The 20,355-nt window shown below is 57.0% G+C and carries 26 protein-coding genes; 1 reads left to right on the top strand and 25 read right to left on the bottom strand.

The genetic code is table 11. The annotated features are described in order from the left end of the window. Positions 1–2 precede the first annotated feature (2 nt). From rplN to K8Q93_01445, 17 genes are all read right to left on the bottom strand, one after another. Positions 3–374, bottom strand: coding sequence for a 50S ribosomal protein L14 (gene rplN / locus K8Q93_01525; protein ID MCE9643910.1), 372 nt, complete (start codon positions 372–374; stop codon positions 3–5). A 5-nt stretch (positions 375–379) separates the two neighbouring features. Further along, positions 380–634 (bottom strand): 30S ribosomal protein S17, encoded by a 255-nt coding sequence (gene rpsQ, locus K8Q93_01520; GenBank protein MCE9643909.1) that lies wholly within the window; start codon positions 632–634, stop codon positions 380–382. 6 nt (positions 635–640) lie between these two features. Beyond that, on the bottom strand, positions 641–817 hold the full coding sequence (gene rpmC, locus K8Q93_01515; GenBank protein ID MCE9643908.1) for a 50S ribosomal protein L29: 177 nt from the start codon (positions 815–817) through the stop codon (positions 641–643). Positions 818–860: 43 nt separating this feature from the next. Further along, positions 861–1,280, bottom strand: coding sequence for a 50S ribosomal protein L16 (gene rplP, locus K8Q93_01510; protein MCE9643907.1), 420 nt, complete (start codon positions 1,278–1,280; stop codon positions 861–863). Positions 1,281–1,289: 9 nt separating this feature from the next. After that, entirely contained in the window at positions 1,290–1,961 is a 672-nt protein-coding gene (gene rpsC, locus K8Q93_01505; protein MCE9643906.1) for a 30S ribosomal protein S3, read from the bottom strand. Between the two features lie 7 nt (positions 1,962–1,968). Further along, complete coding sequence (rplV, locus tag K8Q93_01500) at positions 1,969–2,292, bottom strand: 50S ribosomal protein L22 (protein ID MCE9643905.1); 324 nt, start codon at positions 2,290–2,292, stop codon at positions 1,969–1,971. 2 nt (positions 2,293–2,294) lie between these two features. After that, positions 2,295–2,645: a 30S ribosomal protein S19 gene (gene rpsS, locus K8Q93_01495; GenBank protein ID MCE9643904.1), complete on the bottom strand. Its 351-nt coding sequence runs from the start codon at positions 2,643–2,645 to the stop codon at positions 2,295–2,297. Positions 2,646–2,739: 94 nt separating this feature from the next. Further along, positions 2,740–3,588, bottom strand: a complete 849-nt coding sequence (gene rplB / locus K8Q93_01490) for a 50S ribosomal protein L2 (protein ID MCE9643903.1) — start codon at positions 3,586–3,588, stop codon at positions 2,740–2,742. Positions 3,589–3,593: 5 nt separating this feature from the next. After that, entirely contained in the window at positions 3,594–3,950 is a 357-nt protein-coding gene (locus tag K8Q93_01485) for a 50S ribosomal protein L23 (protein ID MCE9643902.1), read from the bottom strand. Between the two features lie 5 nt (positions 3,951–3,955). Continuing rightward, positions 3,956–4,621, bottom strand: coding sequence for a 50S ribosomal protein L4 (gene rplD / locus K8Q93_01480; GenBank protein MCE9643901.1), 666 nt, complete (start codon positions 4,619–4,621; stop codon positions 3,956–3,958). A gap of 8 nt (positions 4,622–4,629) precedes the next feature. Continuing rightward, positions 4,630–5,241: a 50S ribosomal protein L3 gene (gene rplC / locus K8Q93_01475; protein ID MCE9643900.1), complete on the bottom strand. Its 612-nt coding sequence runs from the start codon at positions 5,239–5,241 to the stop codon at positions 4,630–4,632. Positions 5,242–5,393: 152 nt separating this feature from the next. Continuing rightward, complete coding sequence (rpsJ, locus tag K8Q93_01470) at positions 5,394–5,768, bottom strand: 30S ribosomal protein S10 (GenBank protein ID MCE9643899.1); 375 nt, start codon at positions 5,766–5,768, stop codon at positions 5,394–5,396. 40 nt (positions 5,769–5,808) lie between these two features. Beyond that, positions 5,809–7,008: an elongation factor Tu gene (gene tuf / locus K8Q93_01465; protein ID MCE9643898.1), complete on the bottom strand. Its 1,200-nt coding sequence runs from the start codon at positions 7,006–7,008 to the stop codon at positions 5,809–5,811. Between the two features lie 496 nt (positions 7,009–7,504). Further along, positions 7,505–9,643 (bottom strand): elongation factor G, encoded by a 2,139-nt coding sequence (gene fusA, locus K8Q93_01460; GenBank protein MCE9643897.1) that lies wholly within the window; start codon positions 9,641–9,643, stop codon positions 7,505–7,507. An 81-nt stretch (positions 9,644–9,724) separates the two neighbouring features. Further along, entirely contained in the window at positions 9,725–10,195 is a 471-nt protein-coding gene (rpsG, locus tag K8Q93_01455; GenBank protein ID MCE9643896.1) for a 30S ribosomal protein S7, read from the bottom strand. Positions 10,196–10,197: 2 nt separating this feature from the next. Continuing rightward, positions 10,198–10,617: a 30S ribosomal protein S12 gene (rpsL, locus tag K8Q93_01450; GenBank protein MCE9643895.1), complete on the bottom strand. Its 420-nt coding sequence runs from the start codon at positions 10,615–10,617 to the stop codon at positions 10,198–10,200. 89 nt (positions 10,618–10,706) lie between these two features. Further along, entirely contained in the window at positions 10,707–11,885 is a 1,179-nt protein-coding gene (locus K8Q93_01445) for a DUF5011 domain-containing protein (protein MCE9643894.1), read from the bottom strand. A 122-nt stretch (positions 11,886–12,007) separates the two neighbouring features. On the opposite strand from K8Q93_01445, the gene K8Q93_01440 reads away from it, so the two are divergent. Next, complete coding sequence (locus K8Q93_01440; protein MCE9643893.1) at positions 12,008–12,574, top strand: elongation factor P; 567 nt, start codon at positions 12,008–12,010, stop codon at positions 12,572–12,574. A 51-nt stretch (positions 12,575–12,625) separates the two neighbouring features. Here the strand turns inward: K8Q93_01440 and rpsR are convergent, their stop codons facing one another. The 8 genes from rpsR to K8Q93_01400 are packed head-to-tail and all read right to left on the bottom strand — an operon-like array spanning position 12,626 to position 20,351. Further along, entirely contained in the window at positions 12,626–12,826 is a 201-nt protein-coding gene (rpsR, locus tag K8Q93_01435) for a 30S ribosomal protein S18 (GenBank protein ID MCE9643892.1), read from the bottom strand. A gap of 3 nt (positions 12,827–12,829) precedes the next feature. Further along, positions 12,830–13,285, bottom strand: coding sequence for a single-stranded DNA-binding protein (locus K8Q93_01430; protein ID MCE9643891.1), 456 nt, complete (start codon positions 13,283–13,285; stop codon positions 12,830–12,832). Positions 13,286–13,288: 3 nt separating this feature from the next. Beyond that, positions 13,289–13,771 (bottom strand): 30S ribosomal protein S6, encoded by a 483-nt coding sequence (locus tag K8Q93_01425; GenBank protein MCE9643890.1) that lies wholly within the window; start codon positions 13,769–13,771, stop codon positions 13,289–13,291. A 45-nt stretch (positions 13,772–13,816) separates the two neighbouring features. Then, complete coding sequence (locus tag K8Q93_01420) at positions 13,817–14,608, bottom strand: TatD family hydrolase (GenBank protein MCE9643889.1); 792 nt, start codon at positions 14,606–14,608, stop codon at positions 13,817–13,819. Between the two features lie 2 nt (positions 14,609–14,610). After that, the gene (gene metG / locus K8Q93_01415; protein MCE9643888.1) at positions 14,611–16,056 is read right to left on the bottom strand and encodes a methionine--tRNA ligase; all 1,446 of its coding nucleotides are present in this window, start codon (positions 16,054–16,056) and stop codon (positions 14,611–14,613) included. 10 nt (positions 16,057–16,066) lie between these two features. Further along, entirely contained in the window at positions 16,067–17,140 is a 1,074-nt protein-coding gene (locus K8Q93_01410) for an AI-2E family transporter (GenBank protein ID MCE9643887.1), read from the bottom strand. A gap of 7 nt (positions 17,141–17,147) precedes the next feature. Then, positions 17,148–18,455 (bottom strand): glycine--tRNA ligase, encoded by a 1,308-nt coding sequence (locus K8Q93_01405; protein MCE9643886.1) that lies wholly within the window; start codon positions 18,453–18,455, stop codon positions 17,148–17,150. Between the two features lie 21 nt (positions 18,456–18,476). Beyond that, the gene (locus K8Q93_01400; protein MCE9643885.1) at positions 18,477–20,351 is read right to left on the bottom strand and encodes a DUF11 domain-containing protein; all 1,875 of its coding nucleotides are present in this window, start codon (positions 20,349–20,351) and stop codon (positions 18,477–18,479) included. Between the last annotated feature and the right edge of the window lie 4 nt (positions 20,352–20,355).

The following is a 20,355-nucleotide window of genomic DNA, read 5'->3' as shown; positions in this document are numbered from 1 at the left end:
ATTTATACGACTTCCGGGGCAAGCGAAGCGATCTTCTGATAGCCCATCTCCGCCATCTCGCGCGGGATAGGACCGAAGACACGTCCAGCACGCGGCTCCTTCTTACCCTTCTCCAGGATTACCACCGCGTTCTCGTCGAAGCGAATGTAGGAACCATCAGCACGGCGGAAGGCCGCCTTCTGGCGTACCACCACTGCCTGAAGAACTTCTTTCTTCTTAACCATCTTGCGAGGCTCTGCAACCTGCACAGAGAGAATAACCTCGTCACCGATGGTGGCGTAGCGCTTCTTTGATCCACCGAGGATCTTGAAGATGCGGCCGATCTTGGCGCCGCTGTTGTCTGCTATTACGACTATAGAGCGATCTTGTATCATAAAATCTAGGAGCGTACGACGCGGAAATGTTTCTCCTTAGAGATAGGTGCGCACTCCTCGATGGTGACCTTCTCCCCCATCACAGAGACATTACCTGCGTCATGCGCCTTGTAGCGCTTGGTCTTGGTGAAGTACTTGCCATACATCGGATGCTTCACGTAGCGCTCCACCGCCACCACTACGGTGTCCTTCATCTTGGTCGAAACCACCACGCCTTCGAGGCGCTTAGCGGCTTTCTTAGTTGTAGAATCAGGTGTCATAGAGGCTTATTTATCCTTCAGCGCGGTGTGGATGCGGGCGATGTCCTTGCGGAGTCCGCGACCCTCGCGGACGTTGCGCTGGGAGCTCCCAGCGACGCCGAAGCGGAACTTGCGAAGGCCCTCGTACTTATTGACGAGTTCCTTCTCGAGCTCCTCTTTGGTTTTCTTAGCGAATTCGGACATAGCGAGCATACTACCTGTTTTTGACCCAGGGTCAATCTTGTGCCTAGGAGCGAGCGACCACCTTGGTCTTTACCGGGAGCTTGGCTCCGGCCTTACGAAGCGCCTCCTGCGCCTCCTTCAGGGTGAGACCGTCGACCTCGAAGAGGATGCGGCCCGGCTTCACCTCGACCTGGTAGCCCTGAAGATCTCCCTTGCCCTTACCCATGCCCACCTCCGCAGGCTTCCCGGTGTACGGGAAATCCGGGAACACACGGGTCCACATCTTGCCGACCTTGCCGATGGCGCGGGCGATCACCTTACGGGAAGCCTCGAGCTGGTTGGAACGCACGCGGGCAGAAGCGATAGCCTTGAGGCCGTAGGAGCCGAAGGCCATGGTGGTGCCACGCGTCTCGGTCCAGACGCGCTTGTCATTGCGACGCGAGGTCTGCCACTTGCGATGCTTAACTTTCTTAGGAAACAACATAAAGAATATTTAACGGACGTTCTTATCCTTATCAAAGATGTCGCCCTTGTAGATCCACACCTTGATACCGATGGTGCCGTACGGCATGATGGCGCGCTCTTCTGCGTAATCGATATCCGCGCGGAAGGTCTGGAGCGGCACGCGGCCCTTCTTGAGCTCCTCCGTGCGCGCGATGTCCGCGCCGCCGAGACGGCCGGAGACGACCATACGCACACCGAGCACATCGCGGTTGGCCATGACCTTCTCCACGGACTGCTTGAGCACACGGCGGTACGGCATGCGCTTCACCAGGCCCTCGATGATCATGTAGCTCACGATCTTGGCGTTCGATTCCGGGGAGCGAATCTCTTCGATGTCGATCTTGAAATCCTTAGGCTTCTCGAGCTTCTGCTTATCAATGAGAGCGATGAGGTCCTTGCGGAGCTTCTCAGAACCTTCGCCGTTGCGGCCGATGAGCATACCAGGGCGGGAGGTCTTGATGATGAGGCGCATGGTCTTCTCGCCGCGCTCGATCTCGATATCGCTCACGTACATGCCCTTGAGACGCTTCTCCAGGTAGGTGCGCAGAGTGACGTCCGCCTTGAGGAAGCGGCGGTACTGGGCGCCCATGCCGAACCAACGGCTCTTCCAATCACGGATGATGCCGAGGCGGTGCGAGTAAGGATGTACGGTATGTGACATATAAAATTTAACGGGTGCCGAGCTCCACGACGACGTGCGAAGAGCGCTTCTTGATCGGGCTCGCGGATCCACGTGCACGCGGCATGGAGCGGCGCAGCACCAGACCCTTGTCGACGACGAGCTTCTTTATGACGAGCGCCTCGCGGGAAGCCCCCTGCGCTACTGCGTTCGCGACAGCGGACTCGATGAGCTTCCTGATGGGGAGCGCAGCGCGCTTCATCAGGAAGTTGAGGTGTACTACCGCAGCATCCACACCCTTCCCCTTGAGGAGAGAGGCCACGAGGCGCACTTTGCGCGGAGACTGGCGATAGTTCTGAAGAGAGGCTTTCATGCTTATTTCTTAGCGGGGGCTGCGGCGGCAGGGGTCTTGGCAGCGGCGGCGCTCGCGATCTCGGCCTCCTTCTTCTTCTGCTCCATTTCCTTCTGCATCTTACCGCCGTGCTTCACGAACTTGCGGGTCGGAGAGAACTCGCCCAAGCGATGTCCCACCATATCCTCAGAGACGAGCACGTCGATGTGGATCTTGCCGTTGTAGACGCCGAAGGTGAAGCCGACCATCTCCGGAGAGATCTGGCTGCGGCGAGACCACGTCTTAATGACGCCTGTAGAGACAGGGCGCTTACCCACGATCTTTTTCAAGAGCTTGGGGTCGATATAGGGTCCTTTAGAGAGTGATCGGGTCATGAGATAAAACAAAAAGCTCGAAACGAGCCGGTGGGCGCATAGTACCTGCTGAGGGGGTCAATGTCAACGAGAACTGAGGCCCTAGAAGTGCGATTTAGTCGCGCTTCTTGCCCACACGGCGGCGGCTGACCACCAAGCGATTCGAGTACTTCTTGGGACGGCGAGAACGCTGGCCCTTGCCGACGTGCTTGCCCCAAAGAGTCTTCGGGTAGCGGGTTCCCCTGCCCTGGCGGCCTTCGCCGCCGCCGTACGGGTGATCCACCGGGTTCATGGCCGAACCACGAACAGTAGGGCGGATACCCATCCAGCGAGCACGTCCCGCCTTGCCGATGTGCTCGAGGTGATGCTCGTCATTGGACACCTCGCCCACGGACGCCCAGGCATTGTCCTGGATACGGCGCACTTCGGTGGAAGGAAGCTTGATGTGGGTGTAGCCCGCATCCTGCGCCACCACCTCCGCGTAGTTGCCGGCGCTGCGTACCATCTTAGCGCCGCCGCGAGGCTTCACTTCGATGTTGTAGACGAAGGTTCCTACCGGGATGTGCTTGAGGAGGAGGCGGTTGCCTGGGGTGAGCGGCGCCTTCTCCGCGGTGATGATGGTGGAGCCTATAGCGACAGACTTCGGTGCGAGCGCGTAACGCTTCTCACCGTCCTTGTACTGCAGGAGGGCGATGAAGCCGGAGCGGCTCGGATCGTACTCAAGAGTCTTCACCACTGCCGGCACATCTATCTTGTCGACGAAGTGGAAATCCACCATGCGGAAGCGGCGCTTATGCCCGCCGCCCTGGTGGCGCATGCTGATGCGTCCGCCGTGGTTGCGGCCCGCGCGGCGCTTACCTCCGGAGAGGAGCGTCTTCTCCGGGCGCACGTTAGAGAGCACGCCACGGTAAGTGACGGTGGTCATGTTGCGGCGCGACGGCGTATGCGGGGTATAGCTTTTCATAATAGTTATATGAATTCGATCTGATCGCCCTTCTTCAGGGTGACGTAGGCCTTCTTGCCTCCGGAGGTGTGACCGCGCTTCCCTTTCTGGAAGAGCACCTTGCCGCGCACCGTCACAACGCTCACCTTGACCGGCTCCACCTTGTAGAGGCCGCGCACGGCTTCCTTGATCTCGGTCTTGGTGGCATTCGAACGAACATTGAAAGTGTAGGTGTTCTGCTCGCTCTCCTTGGTGGCCTTCTCGGTGACGCGCAGATTGACGATAGCGGAAGCGCGCGGAGAAAGTACGGCGGCTTCCTTAAGCACAGGAGCCTTTTTCTCCGGAGCTGCAGTCTTTTTCTTTGTGCGTGAGAAGAGAGCCATAGTAATTATTTAGAGAAACGGGCGGAGATGGCCTCCACAAAGCCCTTCGGATCGACGACCGCGAGATAGCGGTGTGCGAGAAGGTCAGCGGCGTTCAGGTTGCGCGCCTCCTCCACAGTGACCGTGCCGATGTTGCGGAAGCCGCGATCAAGCGAGACCTCACGCTTCGGGAGAGCCAAGACGACGCTCATACCCCGGCGTGCGCCCATCTTCTCAAAGCCCTTGATGGAAGCAAAGGTCTTGAGGAAGGAAGAAGCTTCCTTGGTGCGAGGAGTGGTCAAAGAGAGGCTCTCGACGAAGAGGATCTCGCCGTCGCGGAGCTTCTGGGAGAGGACGGAAGCAAGCGCCGCCGCACTCATCTTGCGGTTGACCTTGCGGGCATAGTTCTTGTCCGCGCGAGGGCCGAAGGTGGTGCCGCCGCCACGCCACAACGGAGAGCGGATGGAACCATGACGAGCTCGGCCAGTACCCTTCTGCTTCCACGGCTTACGACCGCCACCGCGTACTTCGCCGCGATCCTTGGTGTGCGCAGAACCCTGACGGCGGCTCGAGAGCATCGAGGTCACCACCTGATGCACGAGGTCGGCATTCCACTTAGCGCCGAAGATCTTCTCCGGGAGCTCGATGGAGCCAGCCTCCTTACCTTTGTTGTTGTATGTAATAGCTTCCATATAGAAATTTATCGGGAGATGATCTCCACGATCGAGCCGCGGCGTCCCGGCACGGCGCCGGAGATGACGATGAGGTTCTGCTCAGCATCGATGTGGAGAACCTTGAGATTCTTCACAAAGACCGTGTCGCTTCCCGTGCGGCCTGCCATACGCATCCCCTTCGGCACGCGGCTGCGGAGACCGCCACCGATCGAACCCGGCTCACGCTCGGAGTGCGACTGGCCGTGAGAACGAGGGCCACCGGAGAAACCGTGGCGCTTAACCACGCCCTGGAAGCCCTTACCCTTGGAAGTACCGCGCACCTCCACCACATCCCCGGGAGCGAAGGTGTCCACACCTATCTTGTCGCCCTTAGCGAGCGTACCCGGCTCAGAGAGACGGAACTCGCGGAGGTGCTTAAAGAGGCCGGCATCCTTGGAGTGCCCCACCTCCGCCTTAGAGAGACGGCTTTCCTTCTGGACGCCGAGGCCTACCTGGACACTCTCGTAACCCTCGTTGTCCTTCCCCTTCACCTGGACAACAGTCAAAGGACCGGCGGAGATGACCGTACCAGCATGAACACGACCCTTCTCATCGAAGACCTGCGTCATGTATTCCTTTGTGCCGAGGATGAATTTCACTTGGGTTAAACGAAAGGCCCCGTCCACCAATGGACGGGGCCTTTCTCTAGTCAAAAGAGGGCCTCGGCCATTGGTCTCCCCTCCTTAGGGGGTACGTAGCGCAATGAGGGGCAGTATACACGGCTCCCTTGGAAACACAAGGCCTCGCAGCCTTACATCATCTTCACGTCGATGGACACGCCAGACGGGAGAGAGATGTTGGTAAGAGCTTCGATGACCTTGGCGTTCGGGTTGATGATGTCCACCAAGCGCTTGTAGACGCGCATCTCGAACTGCTCACGAGCATCCTTGAAGATGAAGGCGGAGCGGTTCACGGTGTACTTCTTGATCTCAGTCGGGAGCGGTACCGGGCCTACTACCTCCGCATCATAGCGGAGGGCGGTGTCCATAATCTGGCGCACAGAAGTGTCCAGAATCTTGTGCTCGTAGGCGCGTACGCGGATACGGAGCTTAGCAGAATCGTTCTTCTCCGCAGCCTTAGGAGCAGCCTTTCTCTTAGGAGCAGCAGTTGCAGTCTTTGCAGTCATGAGTTGAAGGCTCTTAAAGGTACAGAATTAAAGATTCGAGTTAGGCAACAACCTTGGTGACGACACCGGCACCGACGGTCTTGCCTCCTTCGCGGATAGCGAAGCGCTGCTTCTCTTCGAGGGCGATCGGAGCGACGAGCTTCACCTTGAAGGTGACAGTATCTCCCGGCATGACCATCTCTACGCCTGCTGCGAGGGTAACCTCACCAGTGACGTCAGTGGTGCGGAAGTAGAACTGAGGCTTGTAGCCGGTGAAGAACGGCGTGTGACGGCCTCCTTCATCCTTGGTGAGGATGTACACCTCTGCGTCGAACTCCGTGTGAGGAGTGACGGAACCCGGCTTCGCAAGCACCTGACCGCGATGGATTTCCTCCTTCTTGAGGCCGCGCACCAGGATACCGGCGTTGTCGCCTGCCATACCCTCAGAGAGAGACTTGTTGAACATTTCGATACCAGTGACCGTAGTCTTGACGGTATCCTTGAGACCGACGACGGCGATTTCCTCGCCTACCTTGATGCGTCCGCGCTCGATACGGCCAGTGACCACCGTACCGCGTCCTTCGATGGAGAAGATGTCTTCCACCGGCATGAGGAACGGCTTGTCGAGTTCGCGCTCAGGAACCGGGATGTAGGTGTCGAGGGCGTTAGCAAGCTCGAGGATCTTCGCAGCGTATTCCTCGTCTGCAGACTTAGCCTCGAGAGCCTTGAGGCCGGAGCCGCGGATGACCGGGGCGCCTGCGCCGTCGAAGCCGTGCTTGGTGAGGAGTTCGCGAACCTCTTCCTCCACGAGATCGATGAGATCCTTGTCCGGCACCATGTCTACCTTGTTGAGGAAGACAATGATCCTCGGAACGCCGACCTGTTTAGCGAGGAGAACGTGCTCGCGGGTCTGAGGCATCACGCCGTCAGTCGCTGCAACCACGAGGATCGCGCCGTCCATCTGGGCGGCACCCGTGATCATGTTCTTGATGTAGTCGGCGTGGCCCGGGGCGTCGATGTGGGCGTAGTGGCGGGTGTCGGTAGCGTACTCGTTGTGCGAGAGGGAGATGGTGATTCCGCGAGCCTTCTCTTCCGGAGCGGAGTCGATCTGGTCGACAGACTTGATCTTGACCTGCTTACCAGCGAGGTTGAGGACGTGGAGGATGGCCGCGGTAAGAGTGGTCTTGCCGTGGTCAACGTGTCCGATGGTGCCGACGTTTACGTGCGGCTTGCTGCGATCGAATGCGGCTGCTTCTGCCATAGATTTTTTGGTTGAGGTTATTCCTACGTCTAGCTTCGCGAAAATGCCAGACCTAGGAACGACCCGAGCTGATAATTAAATGCAAAAAGCACGGAAAGTGCAGTGAGGTGGAGTGTAACAAAAGCACCCTGAGCGGTCAACCCTGAGACCCCCTCTCCCTTCGGGTATGACGAGACCCCGAATGCGCAAGCGCAGACGGGGTCCTTATTTCGGAGTGGATGTTTCTAATCATCCTCTCCGGCCTGGGTTGATTCCGAACCATCGCTAGCCGGAGCTTCCGGGGCGATCTCGGGCACCCCGAGCCATTCCCGTTTTTTGTCGCCCCACAGGGCTCGAACGGGTCGAATTTCTTTGGAAGACAACAATTCCTGATTCCCCCACATAAAGAGCAAAAATAAAACAGCGCCCCGTGGCGTTGCTATGCTTGCAATCTAACACGTTCTTACAAAAATGTAAATCCCCCACCCTTTCGGGCGGGGGATTTACGAGTAAGAAATTACTGACGAGACTCGATGATCGTCTTGGCTACGTTACCAGGGACAACATCGTAGTGGCTGAACTCCATGGACGGAGTCGCACGACCTTCGGTGAGAGAGCGGAGGATGGTAGTGAAGCCAAACATCTCAGAGAGCGGCACCTTGGCACGCACCACGCGATTCATGCCGCGCTCTTCCATAGCCTCGATCTGGGCGCGCTTGGAAGAGAGGTTGCCGGTGACGTCTCCCATGAACTTCTCCGGGGTGACGATCTCCACCTTCATGATCGGCTCGAGGATGACCGGACCGGCCTTCTGGGCTCCTTCCTGGAGCGCCTGGGAAGCGGCGATCTTGAAGGCGATTTCCGAGGAGTCCACATCGTGGTAGGAACCGTCGTAGAGCTCCACAGATACGTTGACCAGCTTGAAGTGAGCAAGTATACCGCGCTCCATTCCCTCCTTGAGACCCTTTTCCACCGCCGGGATGTATTCCTGAGGAATAACACCGCCCTTGATGTTGTTGATGAACTCGAAGCCTTCCGAACGCTTGGTGTTCTTAGGAAGCTCTTCCGGTTCAGGACCGAGAGGACGGATGCGGATCTTCACGTGACCGTACTGACCGCGGCCGCCGGTCTGCTTGATGTATTTAATTTCCTGCTCAGCCTCCTTGGTGATGGTCTCCTTGTAGGCCACCTGCGGCTTGCCGACATTCGCTTCCACGCTAAATTCGCGCTTCATGCGGTCCACCAAGATTTCGAGGTGAAGCTCACCCATGCCGGAGATGATCGTCTCCATGGTCTCAGGATCGCTTGAGACACGGAACGTCGGGTCTTCGTCCGAGAGGCGCTTGAGGGCCATACCCATCTTCTCCTGGTCAGCCTTAGTCTTCGGCTCGATGCGGAGGGAGACCACCGGCTCAGGGAATTTGATCTGCTCGAGCACGATCGGCTGATTCTCATCACAGAGCGTATGAGAGGTCTTGGCGTTCTTGAGGCCCACCGCGGCAGCGATTTCGCCTGCGAAGACCTTCTTCACTTCTTCGCGCTCGTTGGCCTGGAGACGCACGATGCGGCCGAGACGCTCCTTCTCGCCAGTGGTGGAGTTGTACATGTAGGTGCCCGCCTCAATGGTGCCGGAGTAGACGCGGAAGAAGGTGAGCTGACCCACGAACGGGTCTGCCTGGAGCTTGAAAGCGAGCGCGGAGAACGGCTCTTTGTCGTCCGCATGGCGAATGACTTCCGCTCCGGTGACTGGGTCGGTACCGACGATCGGCGGGATATCGAGAGGAGACGGAAGGTAATCCACCACGCCGTCGAGCACGAGCTGCACACCCTTGTTCTTGAGTGCGGAGCCGGTGTAGACCGGGATGAGCTTCACCTTGAGAGTAGCCTCGCGGAGGACGCGCTTAAGTTCTGCAAGCGGGATCTCCTTGCCTTCGAGGTAATCACCCATGAGCTTCTCATCTTCTGCAGCGATGCGCTCCACGAGCTCCAAGCGATACTTCTCTGCATCCGCCTTGAGATTCTCAGGGATATCCTTCTCTATAATCTTATTGCCCATCTCGCCTTCGAAATAGAAGGCCTTCATGCGCAGAAGGTCGATGACGCCTTCATGAGCGTCTTCCTCCCCTATCGGGATCTGCACGCGTACGGCGTTCTTGGAGAGACGGTCGAGGATACTTGCGTAGGAGCGCTCGAAAGAAGCACCGGTGCGGTCGAGCTTGTTGATGAAGCAGATACGAGGCACGTTGGCTTCGTCCGCATAGCGCCAGTTGGTCTCGGACTGAGGTTCAACGCCGGCGACGCCGTCGAAGACCACCACTGCGCCGTCGAGCACGCGGAGGGAGCGCTTCACTTCCACGGTGAAGTCGATGTGTCCCGGGGTATCGATGATGTTGAAGCGGAACATCTTGTCCTTGTCCGCGGAGGCTTCGTCAGTACGCTTCCAGAAACAGGTGATGGCAGCTGCGGTGATGGTGATGCCGCGCTCGCGCTCCTGTTCCATCCAGTCGGTCACGGTCTCGCCGTCGTGCACCTCACCGATCTTATGCGTCATACCCGTGTAGTAGAGGATGCGCTCGGACGTGGTCGTCTTACCCGCGTCGATGTGGGCGATGATTCCGAAATTGCGTACTTTCTCCAGCGGATAGTCTCGTTCCATAGTTATATTTAAATTTGATTCTGTATTACTACACTAGCGTCGAAACAGCGGGGATAGGCTTCTGCAGTTTCGCACGCGAAACTACCAGGCGAAGTGAGCGAAGGCCTTGTTGGCCTCTGCCATCTTGTGGGTGTTGTCCTTCTTCTTGATAGCCTCGCCCTCGTTGTTGTTGGCAGCAATGAGTTCCTCCGCGAGCTTCTCAGCCATGGGCTTTCCCTTCTTAGCTTCCGCAGCATCGATGATCCAGCGGAACGCGAGTGCCTGACGGCGCTCTGGGCGCACCTCGCGGGGTACCTGGTAGTTGGCGCCGCCGACGCGGCGGGAGCGCACCTCCATGGTAGGACCGGCATTGCGAAGCGCGTTCTCGAAGACCTCAAGCGGAGCCTCTACCTTGAGCTTCTCCTTGATGATGTCGAGCGCGCCATAGACCACCTTGCGAGCAGCGTCCTTGCGACCTGCCTGCATGCAGTAGTTTATGAATTTGCCGAGCTTCTCCGACTGGTAGCGGAGATCTGCTTCTGCGATATTCCTGTTGTTTACTTTCCTACGCATGATTATTTCTTAGCAGCCTTAGGAAGCTTGGTACCGTAACGGCTGCGAGCCTTGCGACGCTTGTCGATACCCTGCGTGTCGAGCACGCCGCGCACGATGGTGTAGCGAAGTCCGATGTCCTTCACGCGGCCGCCGCGGAGTACTACCACAGAGTGCTCCTGAAGGTTGTGTCCCTCGCCCGGGATGTAAGCGGTCACTTCAAGGCCGTTGGTGAGGCGCACACGAGCGATCTTACGGATAGCGGAGTTCGGCTTCTTCGGCGTCTTGGTGGTCACCTTGGTGCACACGCCGCGCTTGAAGGGAGAGGGGTAGAAGGTCGGACGGTTCTTCAAAACGTTAAAACCGCGGGTCAGAGCGACCGTCTTAGATTTGCGGATCTTGTGCTTCCGGGAGCGGCGCACGAGCTGATTTATGGTGGACATTTAAGGGAAAAGAAAACGCGAGCCTTACGCTCGTGAATCGGGGATACTCTACTATGGAAGCCCGGAGCGTGCAAGAGGCTAATCCAGGGCTACTCCACGTTGACCGTCCGGGTGACCGAAGTAGTGTTCCCTGCCGAGTCCGTGGCCGTAAAGGTGAGGGTGTGGACGCTGGTGGTCGAAGTATCCACGGAATCCGGGGTCATAGTGAAGCCAAGGCCTTGATCCACATTGTCAGTGACCGTGGCCCCCAAATCAACATACGAAGAGCCTACCTGTATCGTAGCCGGGTTATTACCGCTAAGGGTGATGGTGGGCGGTGTGGTGTCCGGAGCAGCTGCAGGCTCTGTTTCTGCAGGTGTAGAAGACGCCGTCTCGGTCGGGGTTTCCGTAGGAGTAGTGGAAGCTGTCTCAGTCGGAGTTTCTGTAGGAGCAGCAGAAGACGTCTCGGTCGGGGTTTCCGCGGGGGTCACAGAAGACGAGCTGCTCGCGCCTCCGCCCGAAGAACCAGAAGAGCTCGTGCTTCCAGCGGCGGCCGCAACGCTAGCTGCGTTCTGCGCCAAAGCGGCACGAACCGCCTCTTCGATCATGGCACGGACCGCAGCAGCATCCGGCGCCGGAGGAGTCGTGGGCAAGGAGACGCTCGGTGCGATAGCTACGGTCGAGCCACCTTCGGTCGGAAGAGAGGGCGGCATAGTGGTCGGTGCTGCGGGCGCCGCCAGATCGTCGGTATCAGGCTTTGTCGGCGTGTAGCCCGCGAAAGTCTCCTCCGTAGGATTGAGGAACTTGCCGACAAGGCCAGAATACTCGACGGTCACCACCTTTTGGGTCACTCCTTCCTTGAGGGCGATCTTCTTGGCTCCTGCGAGATACGACCTCTGAGAATCAAGGAGCTGGGAGAGCTCCTTGGCTACGAATATACCGAGGTCACCGCCCAGTAGTTCCTTCTTGGATACCGTCATGGTCTTGGTCACCGGTATCTCCTGCCAGACATAGTCCTTCACATCTACCGTATTGAAAGAGTATTCGATGTAGTACTTGTCGGCATCGTCGGTAATAGCGGCGATGCGCAGCTTGAAATCGCGGGTATCGGGATTGAGCGCTGCCAGATAGGTGTTGTCCACGGAGCGGACGGCGGATTGGGCCGAGTAGAGCGCGTCCCGTGCATCGGGGCTCGCAGCCATGGCCCCGCTCACCGAGAGGAAGATCACCATGAGGGCGATCGGAAGCGCGTTATTGTACTGGACGAAATTGAGAAAGCGCCTGAGCATAGAGATTGAGTTCAGTATATAGGAAAGGACGACGAGCCGTACTACCGCTTCTCCACACCACTCCCCGCGTGGACAAAGCGGGCTCTCTCCGCTAGGATAGCCTGCGACATCACACTCAATATATGGCCATACTTGAATACAACGAGATTACTGGAAAGAAATTCATAGTCTTCGAAGGCGAGCCCTACGAAGTCCTCTCCTCCCATGTCTTCCGCAAGCAGATGCGTAAGCCGGTGAACCAGACCAAGCTCCGCCACCTCATCTCCGGACGCGTCGTGGAGCACTCCTTCCATGCCGCCGAGAAAGCCGAAGAGGCAGAACTCGAGACCCGCACCATCAAATACCTCTACACCGCCAAGGGTGAATTCTGGTTCTGCGAAGAAAAGGACCCCTCTCAGCGCTTCAAGCTGGACATGGCTGTCGTTGGCAGCCGCGCGCAGTTCATGAAGCCGAACCTCCTCGTGGAATTGCAGACTTTCGAAGACGAGATCGTCGGCCTCAAGATGCCGATCAAGATGGACCTCAAAGTGACGGAAGCTCCGCCGAGCATCCGCGGCAACACCGCCCAGGGCGGCACCAAGGTAGTCGTCCTCGAGACCGGCGCTACCGTGAACGCTCCCCTCTTCGTGAATGAAGGCGACATGATCCGGGTGAATACCGAGACAGGTGAGTACGTGGAGCGGGCGTAGGTTTGCAAACAAAAAAGCCGCTCCCGAGGGAGCGGCTTTTTTGTTTGTGATCTACCGAGCGATATACGGAAGGAGACCCATGAAGCGAGCACGCTTCACCGCGACTGAGAGCTGGCGCTGGTTCTTGGCGGAAACACCCGTGCGCTTGCCCGACATGAGGCGGCCATGGGGATTAAGGAACTTCTTGAGGAGTTCCATATCCTTATAGTCTATATAGCGTATGTTGTTCTGAGAAAAGTAGCACTGCTTCATATTTTAGAATGGAATGTCTTCCGGATTAATCTCTTCCTCGGGGTACTCGATCGCATCCTCCTTCGGCTGGCTCTTCCCTGCAGAAGGAGCCTCGCCAGCAGGCGCTGCAGCGCGGCTTCCGCCACCCTGTCCTCCTTTCGGTCCGAACTGCACGCGATCAGCGACGATCTCCGTGCGGTAGCGCTTAGCGCCATCCGGGCCATCCCAGGAGCGAGTCTGCATACGACCTTCCACCAAGACAGTGTCCCCCTTGTGGAGATACTGAGCAGCGGTCTCCGCCTGGCGGCCAAAGACCACAATGTTGTGGAAGTCCGAGCTCTCCTGACGCGCACCATTCTTGTCCTTCCAGACGCGATTGGTCGCTACCGAGAAGGAAGCCACCTGCATCCCCGAAGGAAGAGCTTTGAGCTCAGGATCCCTTGTCAGATTGCCGATGACGGTAGCTCGGTTGAGATACATGGGTTATTCAATGACCAGCTGGTCGATCGTCTTGTCGAGCTCCGCCGCGGAAGCAGCCGAAGCCTCTTCCTTCTGAGCGGCGTGCTTAGCATCGCGCTCAGCCTTGGCGGCGATGCGCTTCTCCGCGTAAAAGAGCGCCTCCTTCGGTACCGAGACGACGAGTGCACGCACTACGGCCGGGAGAGACTCGATGCTCTTTACGAGAGTAGCTGCGCCCTCCTTCTCCACCCCTGCGATGAAAGAGCCGAAGTAGGCACTGTCGAACTTTTCGCGCTTACCCACGTGCGACTTGATCATGGAATACGCGAGGGGGCGCATCTTGGGGGCCTCCGAAAAGAGGATCTCGCCGCCCACCTTCTCTACGAAGCCGGTGATAGCCGCTACTTCCGCAGCAACATTCTCCTCCGGGAGATTGGGGGAGATGAGGAAAGACACCTCGTAGAGAGGCGCCCCGCTGTAGACCTGTCCTGCGTCGGTTTTCTGCATGTCCGCACACACTACTACAAGACCCTGCTTAGCGCAACGGCCGCCTTATGCCGCAAGGCGGAAGAGCTTTTCGGCATTCTCCGCTAGGGCCAAAAGGACCCTCTCCCTCCCCTCCTCCCGGAGGTTAGCCAGGTAACCAGCCGTCTCTTTGACCAAAGAGGGTTCGTTGCGCTTCCCCCGGAAAGGCGTCGGCGCGGCATAGGGAGAATCGGTCTCCACCAGGAGATTCTCCAGAGGAAGCCCGCGGACCACCTCATCGTATTCCCCCTTGAAGGTAATGACGCCAGGAAAAGATATGTAAAAACCTAGGGCTACGTAGCGGAGGGCCACCTCAAGGGTGCCGGTAAAAAAATGAATGGCTCCCGTAGGGATATCTTTCTCTGCTTCAAGCAGAGCGAGCAGATCCTCGTGCGCATCCGTCGTCCCCGGGCTCGGACGGCAATGGATCACCAAAGGCTTCCCCACCTCGCGCGCGAGCGCGAGATGCTCTCTGAAGAGATCCTTCTGTCTTTTCTTTTCTTCGCCTGCTTCCCCTCCAAGTCGGAAATAATCCAAGCCGCATTCTCCGATACCTACTACCTTGGCGCGCGCTGCGAGCGCGCGGTACGGAGCGATATCAAATCTCTCTTGTGGATCATCTGCCGGGTGAAGACCGACAGTAGCCCACACATCCGTTTCTTTCTCAGCAAGTGCTACTGCCGCTTCAGATTCCTTAAGGCCGGTGCCGATGGTGACGGTGCCAACGCCAAGATCCCTCATGCGCGTAAGCACTTCTCCCCTATCCGCATCGAATTCCTTCCCGTGGATATGGGAGTGGGTGTCGAAATACTTATACATGGCTAATCCTTACGCGGGAAAAGATTTTCCGGCTTCTTGTTCGTCTCCACCGCTTCTTTTATCTTCATACTCGTCTGCGGGAGGAAGGGGCTAAGAAGCCCAGCAATCCGATACAGTTCAGAGGTCATCTCAGCAATGAGTTTCTTGCCAGCTTCTTCATCTGTTTTTATGAGTTTGAATGGCTCTTCCTTCTCAATACGCTGATTGAGTTCTTGGATTTTCTTCCAAACATAGTCCATCGCGAAGGTATATTCAAAACCTTCAAGCGCGCGAGTATATTCTTCGGGCATCCCAGCAAACAAAGAAGTGTCTATTGGGGAAACCAGGTGCTTCTCCGCGAGCATCATGACTCTAGAAGAGAGATTGCCGAGTCCGTTTGCGAGTCCTGCATTGTACATTTCCTTAAAGCGCTCCATGGTGAAATCACTGTCTTCAAATGGGTGGATGTGGCGCAGAAGGAAGTAACGGAGGGCATCCGAACCATACTCCTCCACGATAGACATAGGGTTGATCACATTGCCGAGCGACTTGCTCATCTTCTGTCCGCCACTTGTGATGAAGCCATGAATCACGATCTGCTTCGATGCGGGAAGTCCGGCAGAGAGAAGCATCGCCTGCCACATAGCGGACTGCTGACGAAGATTATCCTTGCCCGCAACCTGAACTGCATTAGGGAATTCCTTTGTGCCCCAGAACTTAGCGAACACCCCTTCCTCCTGTGGCCAGTTAAGAGTGGAGATGTAATTAACCAAGGCATCGAACCACACATACATCACCTGTGTATCATCGCCTGGCACAGCAATCCCCCACGGCATCTTCTCCTTAAGTCGGGAAATACTAAAGTCTTCCAAACCGCGTGCGACAAAAGCTTTTATCTCATTGAAGCGGTAATCCGGTACGACAAAATTAGGATTCTTTGTATAGAACTCTTCGAGAGGCTTCTGGTATTTAGACCAACGGAAGAAATAGTTCTCCTCCTTGATAGTCTCAATCTCGAGATTGGGATGAATCGGACATTTTCCATTCTCCAGTTCTGAATCGGTCTTCTCAAGCTCGCAGCCAACACAATACTTCACCTGATAGTCCTTCTTATAGATATCCCCGTTCGCAAGACAGCGGCGCCAAAATTCCTGAGCCGCTGCTTTATGCTTCGCATCCGTAGTGCGGATGAAGGTGAGGCCGGGATAGAGATTGAGCTTCTCCTTGAGGTCACGAAACTTAGCTGCAAAGAAATCCACGTACTCCTGAGTATCCTTACCTTCTTCCTCTGCCTTGCGGAATATCTTGAGTCCATGCTCGTCAGTTCCTGTATTGAAAAAGACCTCCTCGCCCATGAGTGCGTGGTAACGAACAATCGCATCCGCCTGCACGATCTCAAGCGCGAAGCCGATGTGCGGCTCCGCGTTCACGTACGGAAGCGTGGTGGTGAGGTAAAACGGCTTGGACATTGGGTAAGGATTACGGAGGAGTAGGAATGGAGCGCCGACCAGCTTTGGCCTTCTGGAGATCATCGAGATACTCCTTCATGGCTGCAGCCACCGGCACGGAGATGAGAATACCGAGGAAGCCCGCGAGCTTCGCCCCCACGATGAGGGAGATGATCACGAGTATGGGCGGCACTCCTACCACTTTGCGCACCACCAGCGGATAAATCAAGTGGCTCTCGAACTGCTGGATGATGAGATAGAGCGCAGCGGTCATGAGTCCGAGCTGCGCTCCGCCGGCAGAGAAGGCCACAATGACCGCAGGAGTCGCCGCCAGGATGGGACCGAAGACCGGGATAAGCTCGAAGAAGACGATGAGGATGGCGAAGAGAAGTGCGTACGGGACGCCAAGGATGGTGAGACCGAGGTAGGTTAAGACGCCGACGATGAGTCCGAGAAGGAGCTGTCCTTGCATCCAGAGCCCGATCTTTACCTGCGCTCGCTTCCAGAGACCGAGGATGTATTCCTGATGGCGCGCCGGAGTGACTACTTCAAGAAAGTCGTCCACGCCCGTCTCCTGCACTGCAAAGTAGAAGGAGAGCACGGCGATGAGGATGAGGGAGAGAAGTCCCCCGAAGACGAGACTGGTCACGCTCACCACGCCACCTGAGAGGCCGGAGACCACCGAGCGGAACTCATCGAAGAACTGTTGGAGAGAGAGCACATCCATGAACCCCCCTGCCCCCTGTTCTGCAAGCAGCGGAGCGTTCGCGGTCGAGAACCCCAAAGTACTGAGTTCCTGCGGGAGAATCTGCGGAAGAGTACCGAGGAAGCCTACGATATCGTCGAGGACCGGCGGGAGGAAGAAATAGAAGAGGCCGACGAAGATGATCGCGACAAGGAGGTAGATGATGATGACCGCAGGCAAGCGTCCGATGCGATGACGCTTGAACCAAGTGACCCCCGGCTCGATGGCCGAGCCGAGCACGACCGAGGTGAGGATAATGAGCGCGATGTCCCGGAGATAGAAGAGCGCCGCGAAGAGAAGCACAAAAAGGATGACCCGTAGGATGCTCCCCGAGCTTATGACCAGCGTCTCTCGTTCCATGGCGCTACTATAACACCCGCGATTTTAGGTAGGAAGGAAGCTCAGAGAGGGCGACGCGCTCCTGCTCGCCGGAGTCACGATGGCGCACAGTGACGGTATCCTTCTTCTCTCCCCCGCTCTCTCCCAGGGTGTCGAAATCAATAGTGATGCAGAACGGCGTGCCGATCTCATCCTGGCGGCGATAGCGCTTGCCGATGTTGCCATTGTCATCAAACATGACCGACGGGAGGACTTCTTTGAGATCCGCATAGACACTGCGCGCCTTGGCCACAAGCTCCGGCTTATTCTTAAGGAGCGGGAACACTGCGGCAGTGATGGGCGCGACGCGGGGAGCAAAGCGGAGAAATATACGCTTCTCTCCCCCGAGTTCGTCTTCAGAGTAGGCACTCGCGAGCACGGCGAGCATCGTGCGCTCCACCCCGAAAGAAGGCTCGATGACATGAGGAGTCAGCCTCTCTTTGGTTTCTTCATCAAAGTAAGAGAGGTCAACGCTGGAGCCAGCAGTATGACTCTTCAGATCGAAATCGGTTCTGTATGCCAAGCCATAGAGCTCCTTGCGGCCGAACGGAAAATCGAATTCGAAATCAATCGTACGCTTGGAATAGTGAGCAAGGTCCCCTTCCGCCACTTCAAGCTCGTGCACGCTTTCAGAGGGCAATCCGATAGCTTCCATCCAATTCTTCATGGAGCGATGCCAAGCATTGAAATGCTCTTCCCATGCTTCCGGTCGAACGAAATACTCAATCTCCATCTGTTCCAACTCACGTACGCGGAATATGAAATCACGCGGCGATATCTCGTTACGAAATGCCTTGCCGATCTGAGCGATACCAAACGGAAGCTTAGGGTGAAAAGAGTCCACTACGTTCTTGAAGTTCACAAAGATACCTCCCGCAGTCTCCGGACGGAGATAGGAGACCGAAGACTCATCTTCGGTGGCGCCGACATGCGTCTTGAACATCATGTTGAACTGGCGAGCTTCTCCTAAGGCTCCTTTGCATTCCGGGCATGTCTTCCCTTCGATATGGTCCGCACGAAAGCGGCGCTTGCACTTCTCGCATTCCACCAATGGGTCAGTGAAGGTGTCCGTATGCCCGCTCGCCTGCCAGACCTTGGGATTCATTAAAATCGCCGCATCCACTCCGTACATATCCTCCCGGTCGGAGACGAACATCTTCCACCAGAGATTCTTCAGGTTATTCTTGAGCGCCACGCCCAAAGGCCCATAATCCCAGGTCCCCGCAAGGCCTCCGTATATCTCGGAGCCCGGGTAAACGAAGCCTCGGCGTTTGGCCAAGGATACTATCTTTTCCATGAGGTTCCCTTCCATAGCGCGCTATTGTACCACAACGTCATTCGGCGAGAATCCGCCCTCTTCGCCGGAGATTTTGGTGGTTATCGCGCTCCGGGAAGCGTCTACCCGTACACCTGTGAAGGTATCCGCGCCTTCAAACGAAGTCTCTCCGATAAGGGTCGGAGAAGAACCCACCTGCGAGAGCGAGGGGGTGATGGCCACTTGGAAAGACACTTCACGAGCGCCGACTCCGAAGCCCGCTCCCGCTTTTATAGTCCCCACGTTCCAGAAGACTTCGCGAGAAGATTGATCATAGACCAGCTTCTCGCTCGCCGTACCACCCGAGACGAAACGGACGTTCGGCGGGAGCTGCGCCCTCACCTCTCCCTGGGCTATCTGATTGAAGGTGTTGCTCGCAGTCCAAGTAATGACATAGACGCTCTCCTGTCCCACCTTAGGAGGCAGTGCTCCCGAAGCATGAGAGAGTTTTCCAGCGATACGCGGCACCGTCTGCACCTTGAGCGTGCGGGTTATGGAAGAGCGCACATTCTCTTCCGCGCCTTCGTCATCCCGGTCCCCGCGCACGCTTGCTGTAAGCTTTATTGCCGGATTTCTAAGGAAGAGCACGTCTACAGAAGAGAGACTGCGAGCAGAGAGCGTCAGGCTCACCACGCCACGCTCCCCCGGAGCGATCAGAGCGAGCTCCGGATCCGTACTGCGATCCCAGACCACTGTGTCGTTAGCGGATTGATAGAAACCCTGGTCCGGCTGCACCGAAGCGCGCTCGAGAGCCTCACCGGCGAGCGCGAGACTGATGACCGCGTTCTTCACTGGTACAGAGAGATTGTTGGTGTAGGCGATATCCACGCGGACCTGGCGGCCGTTCTCCACCGGGATCTCCTGCTCGCTCTTGCCACCCACCAGCATGGAGAGACCGATGAATGCCTTGGTGATGGCTACCTCCTGGCGCACTGTTGAGAACGGCGTTACCAAGACCGCTTCGTTGTCCTTGTCCACGAGTCCTGCCTCGAACTGAAAGATGCGCGCATCATCATTCTCACCAGAGATATCGCCCTTCACCACGATTTCCTTTTTCTTCTGAGAAGGCAGATCCCCGATGAGCCAGAGACCACTCTCGTCCGGCTTGGGCTCGGCAGAAGTGAGGATGAAGCCGGCAGGATAGGTAGGCTTCACCGCAACCCCCTTGATAACTTCCTTGGAATTAGACTGGACAGTCAGGGTGAAAGTGACACTCTGTCCGCTTGAAGACTGGGTCGGCCCCTTCACCACCAGAGAGAGCGGTGAAGAAGAGAGGGTTACGGTATAGAGAGTGTCTTTGCTGAAAACAGCGTTCGATCCCGGCAGACGATATTCCACCGTCACCTTGATATCTTTCGCGGTCTTCTCTTCACCAAAAAGAGCAGCGGAGAGACGGCGATTCACCTGCTCCCCCGGAGCGATGCTTCCCAGGGATTCACGGTACCGAGTGAGATCCTTGGCAAGATCGGAAGCGCTACGCGTACCCTGCGGATACTCCACGATGAGGTCTGCGAGCTCGAGCGGCACGGTGTTGTTGTTGCGGATAGCTACATCAAAGGAGAGAGGCTCCCCGCCCCCCGCAGACACCGGCCCACGAATCTCTACCGCAATATTGCCGGAAGAGAGGATGTTGGAGCCATTAAGGAAGAGGAAAGCCGAATATGCGAGCGCACCGAGGAAGAATATGAGGGAGATGGTGAAGAATATCTTCATAGAAGAGAACGAAAAGGTCTGTGGGGTCTCCGGCGGCTGCCAGGCAGGCGGGACCGAAGAGCGCTCAGGAGGAAGCGTATGCTCGCGTAGAGAAGAAGTCTCCGCATTACGCGAGTAGAGCTTGCTCTTGAGGTCTTCTATCTTATGGAGATCCCCGTTCGACATGGAA

This window comes from Candidatus Parcubacteria bacterium (assembly GCA_021414235.1).
GTDB lineage: Bacteria > Patescibacteriota > Minisyncoccia > Phycocordibacterales > JAKFXT01 > JAIOOV01.
This window is presented reverse-complemented; position numbering and strand designations above follow the sequence as displayed.